The organism is Bacteroides sp. NGMCC 1.200775, from assembly GCF_040798045.1.
Classification (GTDB): Bacteria; Bacteroidota; Bacteroidia; order Bacteroidales; family Bacteroidaceae; genus Bacteroides; species Bacteroides hominis.
In genome coordinates this window covers 40,816-57,633 of the sequence record NZ_JASCQK010000003.1, presented here as the reverse complement: position 1 = coordinate 57,633, position 16,818 = coordinate 40,816, and the positions used below count along the sequence as shown (strand labels likewise).

18 protein-coding genes are annotated in these 16,818 nt (G+C 38.1%); 6 read left to right on the top strand and 12 right to left on the bottom strand.

The window, feature by feature from the left end; genetic code table 11:
- Positions 1–19: 19 nt before the first annotated feature.
- The 11 genes from QK890_RS09425 to updY all read right to left on the bottom strand — a co-directional run bounded on the left by QK890_RS09425 (position 20) and on the right by updY (position 8,324).
- On the bottom strand, positions 20–550 hold the full coding sequence (locus QK890_RS09425) for a CatB-related O-acetyltransferase (protein ID WP_052510079.1): 531 nt from the start codon (positions 548–550) through the stop codon (positions 20–22).
- A complete protein-coding gene (locus QK890_RS09420; RefSeq protein WP_050503146.1) occupies positions 510–1,565 on the bottom strand; it encodes a glycosyltransferase family 10 in 1,056 nt (351 codons plus the stop codon). Before QK890_RS09420 ends, QK890_RS09425 begins: the two co-directional genes overlap by 41 nt.
- 145 nt (positions 1,566–1,710) lie before the next feature.
- The gene (locus QK890_RS09415) at positions 1,711–2,562 is read right to left on the bottom strand and encodes a hypothetical protein (protein ID WP_033572606.1); all 852 of its coding nucleotides are present in this window, start codon (positions 2,560–2,562) and stop codon (positions 1,711–1,713) included.
- Positions 2,559–3,935 (bottom strand): lipopolysaccharide biosynthesis protein, encoded by a 1,377-nt coding sequence (locus QK890_RS09410; RefSeq protein WP_137570164.1) that lies wholly within the window; start codon positions 3,933–3,935, stop codon positions 2,559–2,561. The genes QK890_RS09415 and QK890_RS09410 overlap by 4 nt, the downstream gene beginning before the upstream one ends.
- 175 nt (positions 3,936–4,110) lie before the next feature.
- A complete protein-coding gene (locus QK890_RS09405; protein ID WP_010993527.1) occupies positions 4,111–4,434 on the bottom strand; it encodes a hypothetical protein in 324 nt (107 codons plus the stop codon).
- Positions 4,431–5,162, bottom strand: coding sequence for a glycosyltransferase family 2 protein (locus QK890_RS09400; protein ID WP_010993528.1), 732 nt, complete (start codon positions 5,160–5,162; stop codon positions 4,431–4,433). The genes QK890_RS09405 and QK890_RS09400 overlap by 4 nt, the downstream gene beginning before the upstream one ends.
- A gap of 2 nt (positions 5,163–5,164) precedes the next feature.
- On the bottom strand, positions 5,165–5,881 hold the full coding sequence (locus tag QK890_RS09395) for a glycosyltransferase family 2 protein (protein WP_010993529.1): 717 nt from the start codon (positions 5,879–5,881) through the stop codon (positions 5,165–5,167).
- On the bottom strand, positions 5,878–6,510 hold the full coding sequence (locus tag QK890_RS09390; RefSeq protein WP_010993530.1) for an HAD family phosphatase: 633 nt from the start codon (positions 6,508–6,510) through the stop codon (positions 5,878–5,880). Before QK890_RS09390 ends, QK890_RS09395 begins: the two co-directional genes overlap by 4 nt.
- Before the next feature lie 11 nt (positions 6,511–6,521).
- Complete coding sequence (locus tag QK890_RS09385) at positions 6,522–7,142, bottom strand: hypothetical protein (protein WP_010993531.1); 621 nt, start codon at positions 7,140–7,142, stop codon at positions 6,522–6,524.
- Positions 7,143–7,240: 98 nt separating this feature from the next.
- Positions 7,241–7,726 carry a UpxZ family transcription anti-terminator antagonist gene (locus QK890_RS09380; protein WP_033572592.1) on the bottom strand — a complete coding sequence of 162 codons (486 nt, stop codon included), beginning with the start codon at positions 7,724–7,726 and terminating at the stop codon, positions 7,241–7,243.
- A 58-nt stretch (positions 7,727–7,784) separates the two neighbouring features.
- Positions 7,785–8,324 carry a capsular polysaccharide transcription antiterminator UpdY gene (updY, locus tag QK890_RS09375; protein WP_033572591.1) on the bottom strand — a complete coding sequence of 180 codons (540 nt, stop codon included), beginning with the start codon at positions 8,322–8,324 and terminating at the stop codon, positions 7,785–7,787.
- A gap of 1,084 nt (positions 8,325–9,408) precedes the next feature.
- Here updY and QK890_RS09370 point away from each other — a divergent pair.
- On the top strand, positions 9,409–9,756 hold the full coding sequence (locus tag QK890_RS09370) for an SH3 beta-barrel fold-containing protein (RefSeq protein WP_005781572.1): 348 nt from the start codon (positions 9,409–9,411) through the stop codon (positions 9,754–9,756).
- Between the two features lie 139 nt (positions 9,757–9,895).
- Positions 9,896–10,729 carry a DUF4373 domain-containing protein gene (locus QK890_RS09365; protein WP_367627314.1) on the top strand — a complete coding sequence of 278 codons (834 nt, stop codon included), beginning with the start codon at positions 9,896–9,898 and terminating at the stop codon, positions 10,727–10,729.
- Between the two features lie 328 nt (positions 10,730–11,057).
- Here QK890_RS09365 and QK890_RS09360 read toward each other — a convergent pair whose 3' ends face one another.
- Positions 11,058–11,630, bottom strand: a complete 573-nt coding sequence (locus QK890_RS09360) for a DNA-3-methyladenine glycosylase I (RefSeq protein WP_044299982.1) — start codon at positions 11,628–11,630, stop codon at positions 11,058–11,060.
- An 85-nt stretch (positions 11,631–11,715) separates the two neighbouring features.
- Between QK890_RS09360 and QK890_RS09355 the strand changes: the two genes are divergently transcribed.
- From QK890_RS09355 to QK890_RS09340, 4 genes are all read left to right on the top strand, one after another.
- On the top strand, positions 11,716–11,961 hold the full coding sequence (locus QK890_RS09355) for a hypothetical protein (protein ID WP_122330685.1): 246 nt from the start codon (positions 11,716–11,718) through the stop codon (positions 11,959–11,961).
- Positions 11,962–12,035: 74 nt separating this feature from the next.
- On the top strand, positions 12,036–12,842 hold the full coding sequence (locus tag QK890_RS09350) for a KilA-N domain-containing protein (protein WP_032531397.1): 807 nt from the start codon (positions 12,036–12,038) through the stop codon (positions 12,840–12,842).
- A 329-nt stretch (positions 12,843–13,171) separates the two neighbouring features.
- Entirely contained in the window at positions 13,172–14,890 is a 1,719-nt protein-coding gene (gene recJ / locus QK890_RS09345; protein ID WP_005808615.1) for a single-stranded-DNA-specific exonuclease RecJ, read from the top strand.
- Positions 14,887–16,791: an ATP-dependent DNA helicase RecQ gene (locus QK890_RS09340; protein ID WP_032536760.1), complete on the top strand. Its 1,905-nt coding sequence runs from the start codon at positions 14,887–14,889 to the stop codon at positions 16,789–16,791. Before recJ ends, QK890_RS09340 begins: the two co-directional genes overlap by 4 nt.
- Positions 16,792–16,818 lie beyond the last annotated feature (27 nt).

Sequence of the window (16,818 nt, the reverse complement as noted above, 5' to 3'; positions counted from 1 at the left end):
TTTTTTAAATATAGCTGATCTATTCAATATTCTCTTCCCTCAGCTTTTCAATAACCTTATTGGCTTCATCTACATCCAGATTCCACCAACTCGTTTTTTCGATATTTAAAATGCAGGAAGAATCGAAACGGTACCTTAATATACGTGCAGGAACTCCTACAACAATAGCATAGGGTGGTACATCTTTCGTCACTACTGCACCAGCACCAATTATTGCACCACGTCCCACCTTTAATCCTCTCAAAATAATAGCACCTGTCCCAATCCAGACATCATCTTCTATAACTATTGGAAGTTGAGTTAATACGCTTTTATCTTTATAGAAAAACACATTTGTAGATATATCATTCGTCAAATGCTCTCCATGGCCTATATTTACATTATTAGCAATGGAGACATAATTCCCTATGGTACTCCATGAAATAATACAATTGTACCCAACATAACTATTAAATCCAATAGTAGTATTTCCATTAATAATTGTTCCAGGCATTACTTTCACTTTCTTTTTAAACCACATCCACCTTTTTAAGTATTCCTTTAATAACATAGTATATTCTATAATAATTTAATTTCCATATATTAGCTTTGCCTCTTTTACAAAATTCTTTTTGCAAAACAATTGCCATACTCTCACAAAAGAAGGAAGAAGTAAACAAGTCTTTCTTAGAGCTTTGCAAATACCTATTTATATTATCAATATATTTTACATAATCCTGATAAGTCATAGAAGATAAAAAATTATCCAGTTCACATATATTATTAAATTTTGGGTAGTCAATATAACATTCTTTTGGAATATAGTTTAACACATTGTTTGCCCCCCAATAAACAGGTACTACCCCAGAGATAAAGCAATCAAATATTTTTTCCGTAATATAACCATTAACATTACACATATTTTCTAAGCATAAAGCAAACTTAAAATTTCTATAAACATCACTCTTCCTTAAACATTCTCCTTTAAATGTTCTCATGCCTTTTGACCACCCTCTTCCATATAATTCAAAAGTATCTCCGCAACCTTGTTCATAAAATCGAATAACTTTCAAGCGCTCTGAATATAATTCACTTTTATGGGAAGAAAACTTATTCCCTGAAATATTCACTAACAATTTCTTCTTATTAAACTCCTCTATTGTACATACGCTAATCAGTTTGTCAAAAAAGTACGGATAATTGATTTTAAAATATTTTATATTATCTACAATATCATCGTTCCACGTCATTATTGCGTCAAAAAACGATTCTATCTTTTTTAGGTTCTTCTTAGAATGCCTTTCATCCACCACTTCTGGTTCCCAAGCAAAATAAACTAACTTCTTAACCCCGTTTTTAATACATCGGAGCAAAAGTTTATAATCAAGATAGAAAAATAGTACACAGTCAACATCCTGTAAATCACTGTATTTATCAATAGTATTGATATCATAAGTATCCTTTAACTTTTCCTTTATTTCAAAATAAGGAGTTATCAAATTATCCGCATTTAAATTGCAGTCCGTTATGTCAAACAACTTATTGTTTAGTAATCCATCATAAAATGGAACAATACCAATTTTCATCACTATTTTAATTCTATTTTTGAAGAACAAATATCATTACCTTCATACAAATAATTAGATGAGCCAAAAGAGTTTTTACTTTTTTCTCAACTTAAACCTTACATTTGCTCTATATAAAACAAGCAAAACCTAATTTATACACTTCTTAATATTTGGCAATATCTTCGGCATAATTTCCTTTATTAATATTAATGGAATACATACCATATAATTTAATCGTATTTTCTATCCAGTTATCACAGTATGGTGCATCATTTGGTAACTTATCTTTCAAATAAGAAACACAACTATTATTATTAAAAACTATATTAGCTTTTTCTCTTACTCTCTTTGACCATTCAACGTCCTCTCCTTCACCCCATCTTAATTTTTCGTCAAGCAGATTGCGAATAAAAAAGTCTTTCTTCACTACGAAATAGGTACCACTAATATATTGATATTTTTTACACTGAATCTTATATGGCAATAGAGCCGGCCCTAAGTTAGGATAATCATAGACTAACCAATCCCTGGTTCTATTCCCATTTTTCAATTTGATTCTATTCATACAGATGTCATAATCTTGGCCAAACTCATCAAAACCTACTTTCCAACCTCTATTTAGAGATACATAATCATGCATTATTACTAGTTTATTATAAATAGCAACTTTAGCACCTATGTTTTTTTTAATTGTTATCCAACCGGCCAAAAATGGAAAGCTATAATATGGTATATACCTAATTTTATTATTTAATTGAGGGTAATCTCTATTTTGACCAATAACAATAATCTCATAGCGATCCTCACCAAATTCGTCTAAAATACTTTTAATAGAAGAATTTAACAATTTTTTATTCTTCCCATCTGTTATAATTATGAATGACCATCCTTCATGATATAAATCATTTTCCATACCAGAGTTTATATTACATCGGCGTTCGATATAGTCTAAGAAATACCTTACAAAAACAGTATGTTGAATAATGTTCTTTAAAAAACTACTTAGTATTTTCATCGATGATTATTTAAATTATTTATAATGACATTTTTACTTCTATTAAAATAAAACAGCATACGTTGAAACTCCTCTGTTTTCCGGTATATAATATAATTCATCACGCTAATCACAGAAATACAAACAAATAATTTAGCAATAAAAGAAATTATACCATTCCCCAAAAAAGAACAAATTACAAATGTTATAAAATAGCCAATAAACAAAACAATAATTCTCAACAACTGCCTTTTTATATATCCGGTAGATATATTACCAAAATATTCTTCTTTCAGAACTTTATAACGACCAATCCAAAACCCCAACATAGCTATAATAGTTCCAATATATACCCCAGCTATACCATAGCTATTAACTAACATAATCGATACAAATAAGCTTAACAACGCACCTCCCAAATTGTAAAATCTATCAATTTCAAATCTGCCAAAAACCTCCCTATAACACGAAACAAAATGAGAGGCAAAACCAATATACAATTTCATAGATATCAATATTACAACGAAAAGGGACAATACGTATTTCTCGCCTATCCAAATGGATATAAAAGGATTTATTAAATTTGCAAAACAAATAGAAACAGTTGATCCAATAATAAAAGAAAGTAATTCAAACATTCTGAACAGTTTAAATCCTTCCGCTTTATCTTCAGAATACACATAGTTTCCTATGCTGCCTTGCAAAGGTGAAAATATCTTTGAGAACGCAGCGGCAATAGCTTCTGATATCAATGTATAATTTGCTAACATTGCGACAGACTTTACCCCTAACGATGAAGATAAAACCAAACTATTAGTACTGCCAAAAATTGTACCAGCTATTTTAGACATATATACATTCTTCATATCCATGAAAAAATTTCTCTCCCTAAAATCAGGAATACTAACCTTGACTTCTTTTGAGTATGGATATTTCGTATAAGACATTCTAGCTATAATGATATTGGCAACAAATACAGAAATAGTCTGAATAATCAAATATGCGATATAGCTTTGAGTAGCAATAATTACAATAAACCAACTCAAATATTTAAAATAATTAGTTATTGTATCAATTTTAGTACATACATACTCACATTGATCAACTTTAAATAAAAGCCTTCTATAAGAGAAGCAATAAGAACCAACCATAGCTATTCCTCTAATAAGATATATTACTATAATATAGTTCCAATCAAACCCTTTGGACTTAATTAAAATGGGCAACAATGGGATTAAAAAGATGCTAATTATCCCCATAGCAACAGCTATGAATAGATACATCTTTTTGTACATTGACATTAAAACAGATACTTCCCTTCTATTATTCTCCGAAAAAGCTTTATACAGTAAATATGATATTAGCGACCCTGTCCCTACATCTACCAGTGCCATCAGAGAAAACATATTCTCAAACACACTGTCAAGCCCCAAATATTCAATATCTATATATTTTAAAAATACTTTTCGCAATATTAAGGACAAAATAAACAAAGAACCGTATGAAAAGACAGAGTAAAATATATTCTTTAAAGCTTTATTTGTCCTCATCTCAATTTATCACTGATAATCACAGGCAGTATTTATCATCATTTGCTCCAGGTAATTTCACAACTACATTCTGTGTACCATTTTCTAGACACTCAAAATCAGTCGCCTCATTGGGCTCCATAACTACTATATCTCCTTTGGAGTATTCTATTCCGTTCATCTTCACCTTACCACTGACGATAACAGTTATTTCCGTAGCAATTTTATGATAATGCTTCTCTTCATAGTCACCTTTGTTATAAGACTTAACTGCTACTTCAACATCGTTCGTTCTTAAAAGAGTTGGTTCAAAATTTCCTATAAACCAACCTTTTATCATATCCTCAAGTTTCGCTGTTTTCATTTATTTCTCTGCACTAAATCAATATATACATTTAAGTCTGTTGGAGTGCCGATTCCATGCATTTGATTTATGTTTATATTAAATATTCCGAATTTAAGTCCCTCTTGTATTCCAAAATTGTAAACCGGCGCAACATAGAATTCATTTTTTACACGTTCATTACGTATAATCATATCAATTGCATTTTTTACAAAAAAACCTCCTTTCGCAAAATAGTAGATACCGACAGTTGCAAATTCCGAAATAACAACTTTCTCTCTTATCTCAGTTATTAAACCTTCACCATCTATTTTGGCATAAGACCATTTTGTATCATGATCTTTAAAACACAACACTGAACCATCTAAATTTCGATTCTCACTATCATTGATAAATTCAGCAATGTTCATATCCACTATCTGATCCGAATTAGCAATTAATAACGGAGTATTATTATCAATAAGTTTATGAGCATGAAGCACTGTACAGGCTGCTCCTTCCGTCAAATTATCTATTAACACAAATTCGACATTGTATTTTGATTTTATCCAGTTCACAGTTTCTTGTTCATTCTCAAAATGCTCTTTACGAGTTAAAAGAATAAACCTAGCATCAGGCATATTCAAGTTATCCAAAACATGACAAATCATAGGCCTACCTAATACATCAATGAATGGCTTTGGCTTTTTATAACCGGCTTGTGCGAAGCGACTACCCGCTCCGGCCATAGGAATCACAATATTAATCATCTTTATTTCTTGTTTATATAGTTTTCATACATTTGAGTCGTCGCAAACGATATATATTCCTTTTTATCAATTTTATATACACCTACTTTTTTTTGTCTCAATATCAATTCATTAAAAGTAGAGCTTATATAATAACTACCATTTAGCTGAACATCTTTTTTTAGAACCGAAAAGCATGATTCCACTAAATCCAAGCCCCTTTTATAATAATAAATTCCAGCTGTTGCAACATTAGAAATAGGACGTTTTTCACTTGTTTGCACCACCAAGCCTTGCTCGTCCAAACAAACATAGCTCCATCTGGGATGAACGGACTCAAAAGTAACTATGCCGCCGTCTAAGTTTCTTTCTCTAAAATCAGCAATAATATCATTTATATCGTACTTCACCAATTGATCCCCATTAATCAGCAATACCTCATCTTCATTATTTATTGAATCAATAGCAAACAAAGTGGTACATACAGCTCCTTTTGTGGAACCAGAAATACAAACGACATCCGCAAATGGTGCTAAAATCTTCAATGAACTTCCTAAGAAGAACTGATCATTATCTTCCTTACGAATAATAAAAGTGATTTTACAGTCTATCTTTTTAAGAGACTCCACAATGTTCTGTACAAGAGGTTTATTATCTAGTTCTAAAAAATATTTAGGATAAGTATAGCCTTTCTCTTTGAAGTCATTACTGTCTCCAGCCATCAATGCAATTACGTTCATATATTATTCTCTATTTCATTTATACGATTAATTATATTCGAGTAGGTGACGTCATTGATTGTCTCTACTTTGAGAAGATTAGCTCCACTGGCTAAAGCTGCTTTAACCCCATTCTGATTGTCTTCCACTACCAGACATTCTTCAGGAGACAAACCCAGCCTGTTTATTGCCGTAATATAAATTTCCGGATCAGGTTTGGATTTTTTTACATCTTGATTAGATAAAGAGAAATCTAAATATTGATTCAAATCTGCTTTCTCCATCATCATATCTATGGTAACCCGTACCGAATTCGAGGCCAGTGCCAAACGAAAACCTTCCGATTTTAAGCGTGATAAAGCATATTGATGAACAAAAAGAGGCTTACATTTCATATATACGTACTCCATCGTATATATTTGCTTCATATCATTGATCAATTGATGTAAGCTTTTCGGAAGCCCCCTCTCTACCGTCATCATTTCGAGTTTTTTCGCTGTCGGCAAACCATCAAATGTAACCAAATGGTCATATCTAGATATTTCAAATCCAAAAAGCCTTAAAGCCTTATTCAAAGCCTCATAATGCCATTCTTTGGCATCAATAAGAACCCCATCCATGTCAAATATAACAGCCTTAATTTTATCCATTTTTACATTATTTATTTATTAAAAAAAAAGTCAGCTTCCATAGGAAAATCTGTACATAACATCAAGTTAGCATGATTGAAACTTGCATACTTGTTCCAAACTTCTTTATATGGACGTCTGTGCAATTCTGGTGAGACAATACATACTTTTTTACCACTTTTAAGATGCTCTTCCAAATTACCCCAGCTAATCCACTCACTTTTAAAACAATCCATCCAAACATAAGAGGATTGACTGTAAAAAGGAAATTCTTTTTCATATTCTGAGTGCCGGGTAGCTATATTCATATTATCAAGAATATAATCTATTGTATCAGGTATAGACATATCAAATAAAAAATATTTCTTTATCTGATATGTATTTAGCATGTCCTTTAATAACTCTTGCAGGCCATCTGCTTTTATATTCAAAGCTAGGGTGCTTTCCGTACCACTATCACGATACAATCTGAAAATTTCCTCAGCAGTAGGCTCATTACCCAACGGCATATTATGAGATATTACAATTGTACCGTTATTATCTCTATAATCTGTTTCAAAGCCATAACCATTATCAATAGCACGCTTGATTGCAGTTAAGGTATTCTTCTCAGACTCTTTATTCCAGAATCCTCTATGAGCTATTATTTCCATTTTCTTTCAATAAATTAGTTCAAAATACATAAGTTATAAATCACACAATTACACCTAAAACATGTAGAACACAATCTACAATAGATTATTACAATAAATTAATCAACTATATCCACATATGGATACGGATTTTCCTCCAAACGCCTTAAATGCTCCACCATCTCAAACTCTTCCCTCGTCAATTCCCGCTCCTTCCAACCGTCTATTATTGCGTGTGCCTCCGCTGCCAGCTCTTCGTCAAAGACCTCGGCGTAACAGGCTACCAACAAACGGCATTTCAAAAGCGAGACGGGAAGTGTATCCAAGATATCCCAACTACGATTGAGAACCGACTGGATTTTATCTTCCTTATCACCGTGATTATAAATGGTAGCATTATAGCCGGTCAACAAAGCAATACAAAGAGAAGCTTCCTCTTCGAGGGTACGTCCATGTGAACCGAAAAGATGCTCACAACGATGATACACATCCGTATTTAACTGACGGAAACGGTCGGAGTAGATGGGTTCGCCATCCAGACCTAAATGGAGAAGTTCGTGCGAAACAGCGCACAAAGAATCGATTTCTGATTGCAAAGACAACATGGTGATTTATTTACGTATTGGAATATGCACCACAGAGGGCACAGAGTTCACTGAGTTTTTAATTCTTTATTAGTTCGATTAAAGAGGGATGAATGAAAGCAGTGGCAACTGCCATAACCCCCTGGATGGAAACCACCACACGGCGGTCACCTTTAATACGGACAAACTCACCCTCGACACCCTCAAAGATGCCACCGGTGACACGGACACGGTCTCCCTTCTTCATGGAAACGGTGGAAGGATCCAGATAAACAACCTGTTCATCGTAATTACCGGCAACAGCAATAAAACTACGCATCTGGACTTCAGGAATGGTAATGGGCTGACGGGTCTCACGGTCCATGATATAACGAATGGGAAGAGAAGCGCCGACAGTGGATTTCATTTCGTCAACCTCACTGCGGGTGGCATAAACAAAAACCAGGTTGTGAACAACAGGAACCAGTTTGCGGATCTTACGCTCACCACGGAATACGTATTCGTAGCGCATGGGAAGAAAATTCTTCACTCCACGGGAGTCCAGGTATTCCTTAAAGGCAAGCTCACGGCTATAGGTGATACGAAGGGCGTACCAGGATTTATCAATACTCTTGTTCACGAAAGGATATGATTGGGGGACACCGGGGTAGTGAAATACCTTCCGGTCAAGTTTGCTAATTCTGTTATTTGCCTTGCAGCGTATATCATTTCATCAGGTACTCCCCTATCGCAGGAGAGACGGTTTGAAAAGGGATTCAGAGCAAAAAAGACCATCTTCACAAAGAAGCAGGGAATTTTTGATCTTAGATTTTGTAAACAAGCGTATTATGAAGCAGAAATGTTTCAATAGACGTTCGTTTAAAAACACATGATTTTTGTATATAAATCAGAAGAGGGCAGAAAACAAAATCAGACAGATAATAAGCCGTTTTTTATTAATTCATAAACACCTATTGCTTAGTATATTAAGACAACGATCAAAAGAGCAAAATCATTTTTTTTATTAAACATTTTGTAGTTCTAAAAATACCCTCTATCTTTGCGTTCAATTAAACGAACGTCTATTGAAACACTTATCTTTTTATCCAATACGACATTGTATATCAAATAATTAAATTATAGAAGAGTATTCATTTCCCCTTTAATTTCACATTTACTTGTTCACTGACAGATTCCTTTCTACCTTTGCAACATATTAACTTCATTTAAATATTAACTAAATAAATCATCCAATGAAGAAAGAAAAGGTATTATCTCAAGTCATGAACAAAAGTGTAAAAAAACGCCAATAAGAAAACACAATCAACTATAACAGAAACAGTTATAGAAACAAGAGGAAGAAAAAAGGGAGTACCGATACAAGGGATTATCTCCAACAATGAAGGGATCATAAAAGCGTTGATAAGATCCTATATCATAGATGCAAAGCTACAAAACATCAATACATGTCAGGCTTCACTAACACGCTACATTTATGAAAAAGAACTCTTCGGAAAGCTCAGAGGTGGAGTATTCAAACCACTGGATTATAGCACAATCAAGACTTATATAAATAGCCTGTGGAAAGAGGTAGAAAAGGAAAATACGAAACCGAAGATCAACCGCCGAAATACGTACAATGAATTTTATTGAACCGGAGTACGTCCGGACCCACTTATCTTTGAGGCAACAATCTATTTATTAACCTTTTAAATCATAGGAATATGAAAAAGAGAAAAAGACACGCCTCACAAAGCGAATCACTGAGACTGAAATGGAAAAGACGCATCATCTTCGAAAAAGGATACACAGAGTCCTGTGCAGAATGGATGGCGGAACGATTGGAAGCGTTATTAGATCATATGCTATACGGGCATGCGACGGTGGCTTACCGAAAACAGGACGGAAGTTTCCGGATGGTAAAGGCAACACTGATCCACTACGAGACGGAGTTCCGCAAAAAGTACGATCCGATGGCTGTGGAAGGTGCCGTAGTCTACTGGAATGTGGACGAACAGCGATGGACAACATTCCAGGTGGAGAACTTTATGGAATGGAGACCGACAGTATAGATCGGACACCACAGATTACACGGATTTTCACAGATGAATTATTTCTATTTTGAGGAATCAAATGAAAACATCTTTGGGAATCCGGGGTAATTCGGTATAAAAGTATTACGGATAAAAAAACAACTAATCTAAAAAAACAATGGCAATAGCATACGACGGAATCAACTATTTCCCGGTAGGCGTAAACTTCATGGAAGAGAACGCAATGGAAGTGATAGAGGCAAAATACGGAATAAAGGGGGCGGCAATCGTACTGAAGCTGCTTTGTAAAATATACAAGGAGGGATACTTCATCCGTTGGGATGAAGAACAGTGCCTGATCTTTGCCAACAAGACGGGAAGGGAAGTGCAGGTAGCTGAGGTACAGGGGATCATCGAAATTCTCTTCATCAAAGGAATATTGGACAGAAACAGTTATCTGGAAAACGGAATACTGACTTCGGCAAACATACAGAAGGTATGGATGGAGGCGACAAAGCGAAGAAAAAGGGATCTGAAAGCATTGCCCTATCTGCTGGTGAAAGACTTGACTCAGCAGGAAGATGAAGCGCCGGAAGGTGAAAATGTAACCGTTAATCCGGGAAATGTAGTACATGATGTAGCCGTTAACGCAAAAAATGCATGCAATTCCGGACAAAGTAAAGTAAAAGAAAATAAAGCAGAGGAAAATAAAGAATTTCCCCCCTCAGCTCCCCCCAAGGGGAAGGAGGAAGAAAGGAAGGAGGATTCTGCTTCTCTCCCGATACCGGGATACGCTTTCAATACGATGACGCACAATTATCCGGGACTGACGGACACACTAAAAAGATTGGGAATAAACGAAGTGAGCGAAGTAAACGCCATTCTCAGGCTGTCGGACTATGGAAGAAAGGGAACAACGGTGTGGCGGCTGATTGCCAACACTTGCTGGAGTGACATTGGGGCGAAAGGAAGGTATCTGATTGCGGCACTGAATAAGGCAAAAAGGAAATAAACGGATAGTGCAAGATCTCCGTTTATAGTTGATAAAAAAGCAAGTATATCGGTTATAGCCCGCAAAGACCTTCAGTAAGGCTAAGAAGTGAAGATCGAACTTAACAAACTGAAAAACAAGATATTCAAAGTACAAAATATCTGTCAGTAAAAGCTTTGTTTTAACACAGAGTTAAAGTTCGTTTTTCGTCTGCAAATAACAAATTCTTTAAATGCAAAAGACTTGTTATTTGCAGACAAGAACAAAACCATCGGAAAATGGCATTAACAATGTTAACGGGCAAAAGGCATAAGATATCCTCTATCACTGTACATAGTTATATTGTTATTTATCTTTTTCGACAGACACAATCCGCCAGATGATCATTAATAAATCCGGAGGCCTGCAAGTGGGCGTAACAAATCGTAGTTCCGAAGAATTTAAATCCCCGTTTTTTCATATCCTTACTCATAGCATCAGATTCGGGAGATGATACCGGAATCTCACTTAATGACTGAAAACTGTTGACTATTGGTTTTCTGTCGGGAAAGAATGACAGTGTATAGTTATAAAAACTACCGAACTCTTTTTGTATAGCGAGAAATAACCTTGCATTTGTGATTGTCGATTTGATCTTCAGACGATTTTTCACAATGCCATCAAAGTGCATCAACCGTTCAACATCTTCATCGGTCATTTGTGCCACCGACTCAGCATCGAAATTGCAAAAGGCTTTGCGATACCCCTCACGTTTCTTAAGGATGGTTATCCAACTCAAGCCAGCCTGAGCACTCTCCAATACAAGAAACTCAAACAGCGTCTTGTCATCGGTCACCAATTTTCCCCACTCTTGATCATGGTACTTCACATACAGTTCGTCACTCCCGCACCAACCGCAACGTCCGTTTATTATATCTTGCATAATCATAACACTTAATAGTACGATACAAACTTACAGAAATCTCTGGAATAAACGAACCATATTTGTGATATTTACAAATTGAAAAATGGCTGACAGCTCAAAAGAGGCATCACTTGTCAGACAAGCAGGTGCAAATGGCACGGGGATTCGGACTCAACCGAATAAACTTTTAACGGAGCATTTGAGATATAGAGGTAACGATTTAGCAGCCATGCAATTTTCAGCGATTTACGGTGCTATACTGTCAAATAACTCTTTGCATTTACAAAGGTATAACAATTATTCGGAAAATAATGCCTACTATCGAAAAAACGGCATCCTATCTTTGTAAATAGTCCATTAAAAAGGATGCAGTCTCACAAATTATAGCGACCTTTGTGATTGAAACTCAATGCATCAATTACAATGGCAAAAATTACCGTTCAAAATACAGATATTAGCGTTGTCAAGTACAATGAAGAAGACTACATCAGCCTTACAGACATGGCAAGAAGCCAACTGCAAGAGCATATTATCTTCCGTTGGCTTAGCCTTAAAAGCACTATCGAGTATCTTGGCGAATGGGAAATGTTGTATAATCCCGATTTTAATTGTACCGAATTCGGTACAATTAAAAATGCGGCAGGAAGCAATAATTTTGTACTTTCGGTGAAAACGTGGATAGAACGGACTAGTGCAATCGGGATTCACTCTAAGGCTGGTCGCTACGGCGGTACATATGCACATCGGGATATAGCATATCATTTTGGTATGTGGATTTCTCCTAAATTCCAATTACTTCTTGTTAAGGAGTATCAGCGGCTAAAGACAGAAGAACAAAGGCTGCTCGGTTGGTCAGCGAAACGTGAATTGTCGAAAATCAACTACCGCATACATACTGATGCCATAAAGCAAAACCTTATTCCAATGGAAGTCACACCGATACAAGCAAGCATTATTTATGCCAATGAAGCCGACGTGCTGAACGTGGCAATGTTTGGTATGACAGCAAAACAATGGAGAGAAGCGAATCCCGAGCTGAAAGGAAATATCCGTGATTATGCTACTATCAATGAACTTATCTGTTTGTCGAATATGGAGAATCTAAATGCTGTGTTTATCGAACAGAATATGACACAAAGGGAACGTCTTGTTAAGCTAAACCAAATAGCTATCCATCAAATGAGCATATTGGAAAATGGTAATAATCGGAATCGTAAGCTGTTGAAATAAAGAATTATGAAAGACAATCGGACAACTGCTCCAACGCATTGTTGCCCCAGCCGATTTGTATTTGGCTTTCGGACAATTCCTGCATCACTTCTCTTTTCCAAGGCGTATGAATGCCCGGACATCTCGCCCATATCGGTATAAAAGCCTCGAAGTCCCGGTAATATCTTTCTAAAATGTGCGCAAATAGTATTTTGTATCTCGGACAATGGCAATTATTTTTTTCAGTATATACCCCTCACTTCCGGTTTTTTTCGTACTTTTACAGCTTGTTGGAAAGTTATGCACTTCCGGCATCTGAGAACAGATAAAAAGAAAAAACAATATATAAAATGAATCACAAATGGAATTATCGACCCATTACACAAGAACAGGCAGAGACAAGCCGGGCACTGGCTCAGGAACTGGGTATTAGCCCGGTCCTGGGACAACTTTTGGTGCAAAGGGGAATTACAAAGGCACAGGATGCCAAGAAATTCTTCCGTCCACAATTGCCCGATTTGCATGATCCATTCCTGATGAAGGATATGGACATAGCAGTGGAACGCCTGAACATGGCAATGGGAAAGAAAGAGCGCATTCTGATTTATGGAGATTACGATGTGGACGGCACCACCGCTGTGGCACTGGTCTACAAGTTCATTCAACAGTTCTACTCGAACCTTGACTATTACATCCCCGACCGTTACAACGAAGGATACGGAATTTCCAAAAAAGGAGTTGACTATGCCGCAGAGACAGGAGTGGGACTTATCATTGTGCTGGACTGCGGAATTAAAGCAGTGGAGGAGATTACGTATGCCAAAGAGAAGGGAATTGACTTCATCATCTGCGACCATCATGTACCGGACGATGTATTGCCGCCGGCCGTTGCCATTCTGAATGCCAAACGACTGGATAATACATACCCATACACCCATCTTTCGGGATGTGGCGTGGGGTTCAAATTCATGCAGGCTTTTGCCATCAGTAACGGCATCGAGTTTCATCATCTGATTCCGTTGCTCGACCTGACCGCTGTAAGCATTGCATCGGATATTGTACCGATCATGGGCGAAAACCGTATCTTAGCCTATCATGGACTGAAACAGCTGAACAGCAATCCGAGCGTAGGGCTGAAAGCGATTATCGATGTATGCGGATTATCGGAGAAAGAAATTACGGTGAGCGACATTGTATTCAAAATAGGTCCGCGTATCAACGCTTCCGGACGTATACAGAACGGGAAAGAAGCGGTAGACCTGTTGATTGAGAAGGATTTCTCGGCAGCACTTGAGAAAGCCGGACAAATCAACCAATACAATGAAACCCGGAAGGATCTGGATAAAAGCATGACGGAAGAGGCCAATAAGATTGTAGCCGAGCTGGAAGGATTAGTGGATCGCCGTTCCATAGTGCTTTACAATGAAGACTGGCATAAAGGAGTGATCGGAATCGTAGCCTCACGGTTGACAGAAATTTACTATCGTCCGGCAGTGGTATTGACGCGGACAGATGACATGGCGACAGGTTCGGCACGTTCGGTATCCGGCTTCGATGTTTACAAAGCTATCGAGCATTGCCGCGACTTGCTCGAAAACTTCGGAGGGCATACCTATGCTGCCGGACTCTCGATGAAAGTGGAAAACGTACAGGCATTCACCGAACGATTCGAAAGTTTCGTGTCGGAACACATACTGCCTGAACAGACCAGTGCAGTGATCGACATCGATGCCGAAATAGACTTTAAAGACATCACTCCGAAGTTCTTCAATGAATTGAAACGATTCAACCCGTTCGGTCCCGATAATCAGAAACCGGTGTTCTGCACGCACCACGTGTACGATTATGGAACAAGCAAAGTGGTCGGACGCGATCAGGAACATATCAAGCTGGAACTGGTAGATAACAAATCGAACAACGTGATGAACGGAATCGCTTTCGGACAAAGTTCGCACGTAAGATACATCAAAACCAAACGCTCATTTGATATCTGCTACACCATTGAGGAGAACACCCACAAACGAGGGGAAGTACAGTTGCAGATTGAAGATATCATGCCGATAGAGTGACTTACCAAGAGATTTTAAAACAATACTGGGGTTATGATTCCTTCCGCGATTTGCAGGAGGACATCATAACCAGCATTGGCAATGGCAAAGACACACTGGGACTGATGCCCACCGGAGGCGGAAAGTCAATCACCTTTCAGGTTCCTGCCCTTGCCAAAGAGGGATTGTGCATTGTCATCACTCCACTGATCGCCTTAATGAAAGATCAGGTGCAGAACCTGAAAAAACGCGGAATCAAAGCGGTAGCCATCTATTCCGGAATGACACGGCAAGAGATTGTAGTGGCATTAGAGAACTGTATCTTTGGAGACTATAAGTTTCTCTATATCTCTCCCGAACGGCTGGATACGGAAATTTTCCGGGCCAAACTCCGGTCAATGAAAATCAGCATGATCACCGTGGACGAAAGCCATTGCATCTCGCAATGGGGATATGACTTTCGTCCGGCCTACCTGAAAATAGCAGATATCAGAGAACTGGTGCCGGATGCTCCGGTGCTAGCACTGACCGCTACCGCCACCCCCGAAGTGGTGAAAGACATACAGGAACGTCTCCACTTCCGCCGGGAAAATGTATTCCGTATGAGTTTCGAACGGAAAAACCTGGCATACATTGTCCGCTCCACCGATAATAAAAACGGAGAATTGCTTCACATCCTGAACCGGATACAGGGCAGTGCAATCGTATACGTACGCAGTCGGCGGAAAACCAAAGAAACGACCGAGCTGCTGGTAAATGAAGGAATCACTGCCGACTTTTATCATGCAGGGTTAGACAATGCAACCAAAGATCTCCGCCAGAAACGATGGCAAAACGGTGAGAGCCGGGTAATGGTAGCCACCAATGCGTTTGGTATGGGTATTGACAAACCGGATGTACGCATCGTGATCCATCTGGACCTCCCCGACTCCCCCGAAGCTTATTTCCAGGAAGCCGGACGGGCAGGGCGTGACGGTCAGAAAGCATACGCAGTCATACTCTACGCAAAATCGGATAAAACGACACTCAACAAACGTATTACGGATACCTTTCCGGATAAGGATTATATAAAAGATGTGTACGAACATCTGCAATACCACTATCAAATGGCGATGGGCGACGGACTGGGATGCATGTATGACTTCAGCCTGGAAGAATTCTGCCGTAAATTCAAATATTTCCCCGTACCTGCCGACAGTGCTCTGAAGATACTCACACAGGCCGGATACCTGGAATATACCGACGAACAGGACAATGCCTCACGAATCATCTTCACGATCCGCCGGGATGAATTGTATAAACTCCGTGAGATGGGGGAAGCCGCAGAGAAACTGATACAAATGATTCTGCGATCTTACACGGGTGTCTTTACAGACTATGCCTACATCAGCGAGCAGACTCTGGCGGTACGTACGGGACTGACCCGGCAGCAGATTTACGACTTGCTGGTGATGCTGAGCAAGCGCCGTATCGTCGACTACATTCCGCATAAAAAGACACCTTACATTATATATACGCGCGAACGGGTAGATTTGCATTATCTGCAGATTCCCCGGGCGGTATACGAAGAAAGGAAAGAGCGCTACGAGAAACGCATTCATGCCATGGTGGAGTATGTTACTTCAGAGAATGTCTGCCGCAGCCGGATGTTGCTCCGCTACTTCGGAGAGAAGAACGAACACAACTGCGGACAATGTGATGTCTGCCTCAGCCACCGCACACAACCGGACGTGCCACAAAGCAGCTTCGACGAATTAAAGGAACAAATAACGACCCTGCTGAAAGAACACCCGATGACTCCGGCAGAGATAGCTTCGCACATAAATACAGATAAAGAACAGTTGGGCGAAGTGGTACGGTTTATGCTGGACGAGGGCTTGCTAAGTTCAGAGAACGGGTTGCTCACCGAAAAAACTTCCTGAAAAGCAGTAAGGGTATGTGATGAAATT

What these genes read in the sequence shown, in the direction of transcription:
- QK890_RS09400 (WP_010993528.1), bottom strand. Translation starts at nt 5,162, where the DNA reads ATGATTAATATTGTGATTCCTATGGCCGGAGCGGGTAGTCGCTTCGCA.
- QK890_RS09365 (WP_367627314.1), top strand. Translation starts at nt 9,896, where the DNA reads ATGGCAATAGCATACGACGGAATCAACTATTTCCCGGTAGGCGTAAAC.
- recJ (WP_005808615.1), top strand. Translation starts at nt 13,172, where the DNA reads ATGAATCACAAATGGAATTATCGACCCATTACACAAGAACAGGCAGAG.
- QK890_RS09410 (WP_137570164.1), bottom strand. Translation starts at nt 3,935, where the DNA reads ATGGCACTGGTAGATGTAGGGACAGGGTCGCTAATATCATATTTACTG.
- QK890_RS09405 (WP_010993527.1), bottom strand. Translation starts at nt 4,434, where the DNA reads ATGAAAACAGCGAAACTTGAGGATATGATAAAAGGTTGGTTTATAGGA.
- QK890_RS09360 (WP_044299982.1), bottom strand. Translation starts at nt 11,630, where the DNA reads ATGCAAGATATAATAAACGGACGTTGCGGTTGGTGCGGGAGTGACGAA.
- QK890_RS09390 (WP_010993530.1), bottom strand. Translation starts at nt 6,510, where the DNA reads ATGGATAAAATTAAGGCTGTTATATTTGACATGGATGGGGTTCTTATT.
- QK890_RS09395 (WP_010993529.1), bottom strand. Translation starts at nt 5,881, where the DNA reads ATGAACGTAATTGCATTGATGGCTGGAGACAGTAATGACTTCAAAGAG.
- QK890_RS09355 (WP_122330685.1), top strand. Translation starts at nt 11,716, where the DNA reads ATGGCTGACAGCTCAAAAGAGGCATCACTTGTCAGACAAGCAGGTGCA.
- QK890_RS09420 (WP_050503146.1), bottom strand. Translation starts at nt 1,565, where the DNA reads ATGAAAATTGGTATTGTTCCATTTTATGATGGATTACTAAACAATAAG.
- QK890_RS09385 (WP_010993531.1), bottom strand. Translation starts at nt 7,142, where the DNA reads ATGGAAATAATAGCTCATAGAGGATTCTGGAATAAAGAGTCTGAGAAG.
- QK890_RS09415 (WP_033572606.1), bottom strand. Translation starts at nt 2,562, where the DNA reads ATGAAAATACTAAGTAGTTTTTTAAAGAACATTATTCAACATACTGTT.
- QK890_RS09425 (WP_052510079.1), bottom strand. Translation starts at nt 550, where the DNA reads ATGTTATTAAAGGAATACTTAAAAAGGTGGATGTGGTTTAAAAAGAAA.
- QK890_RS09380 (WP_033572592.1), bottom strand. Translation starts at nt 7,726, where the DNA reads ATGTTGTCTTTGCAATCAGAAATCGATTCTTTGTGCGCTGTTTCGCAC.
- QK890_RS09350 (WP_032531397.1), top strand. Translation starts at nt 12,036, where the DNA reads ATGGCAAAAATTACCGTTCAAAATACAGATATTAGCGTTGTCAAGTAC.
- QK890_RS09370 (WP_005781572.1), top strand. Translation starts at nt 9,409, where the DNA reads ATGAAAAAGAGAAAAAGACACGCCTCACAAAGCGAATCACTGAGACTG.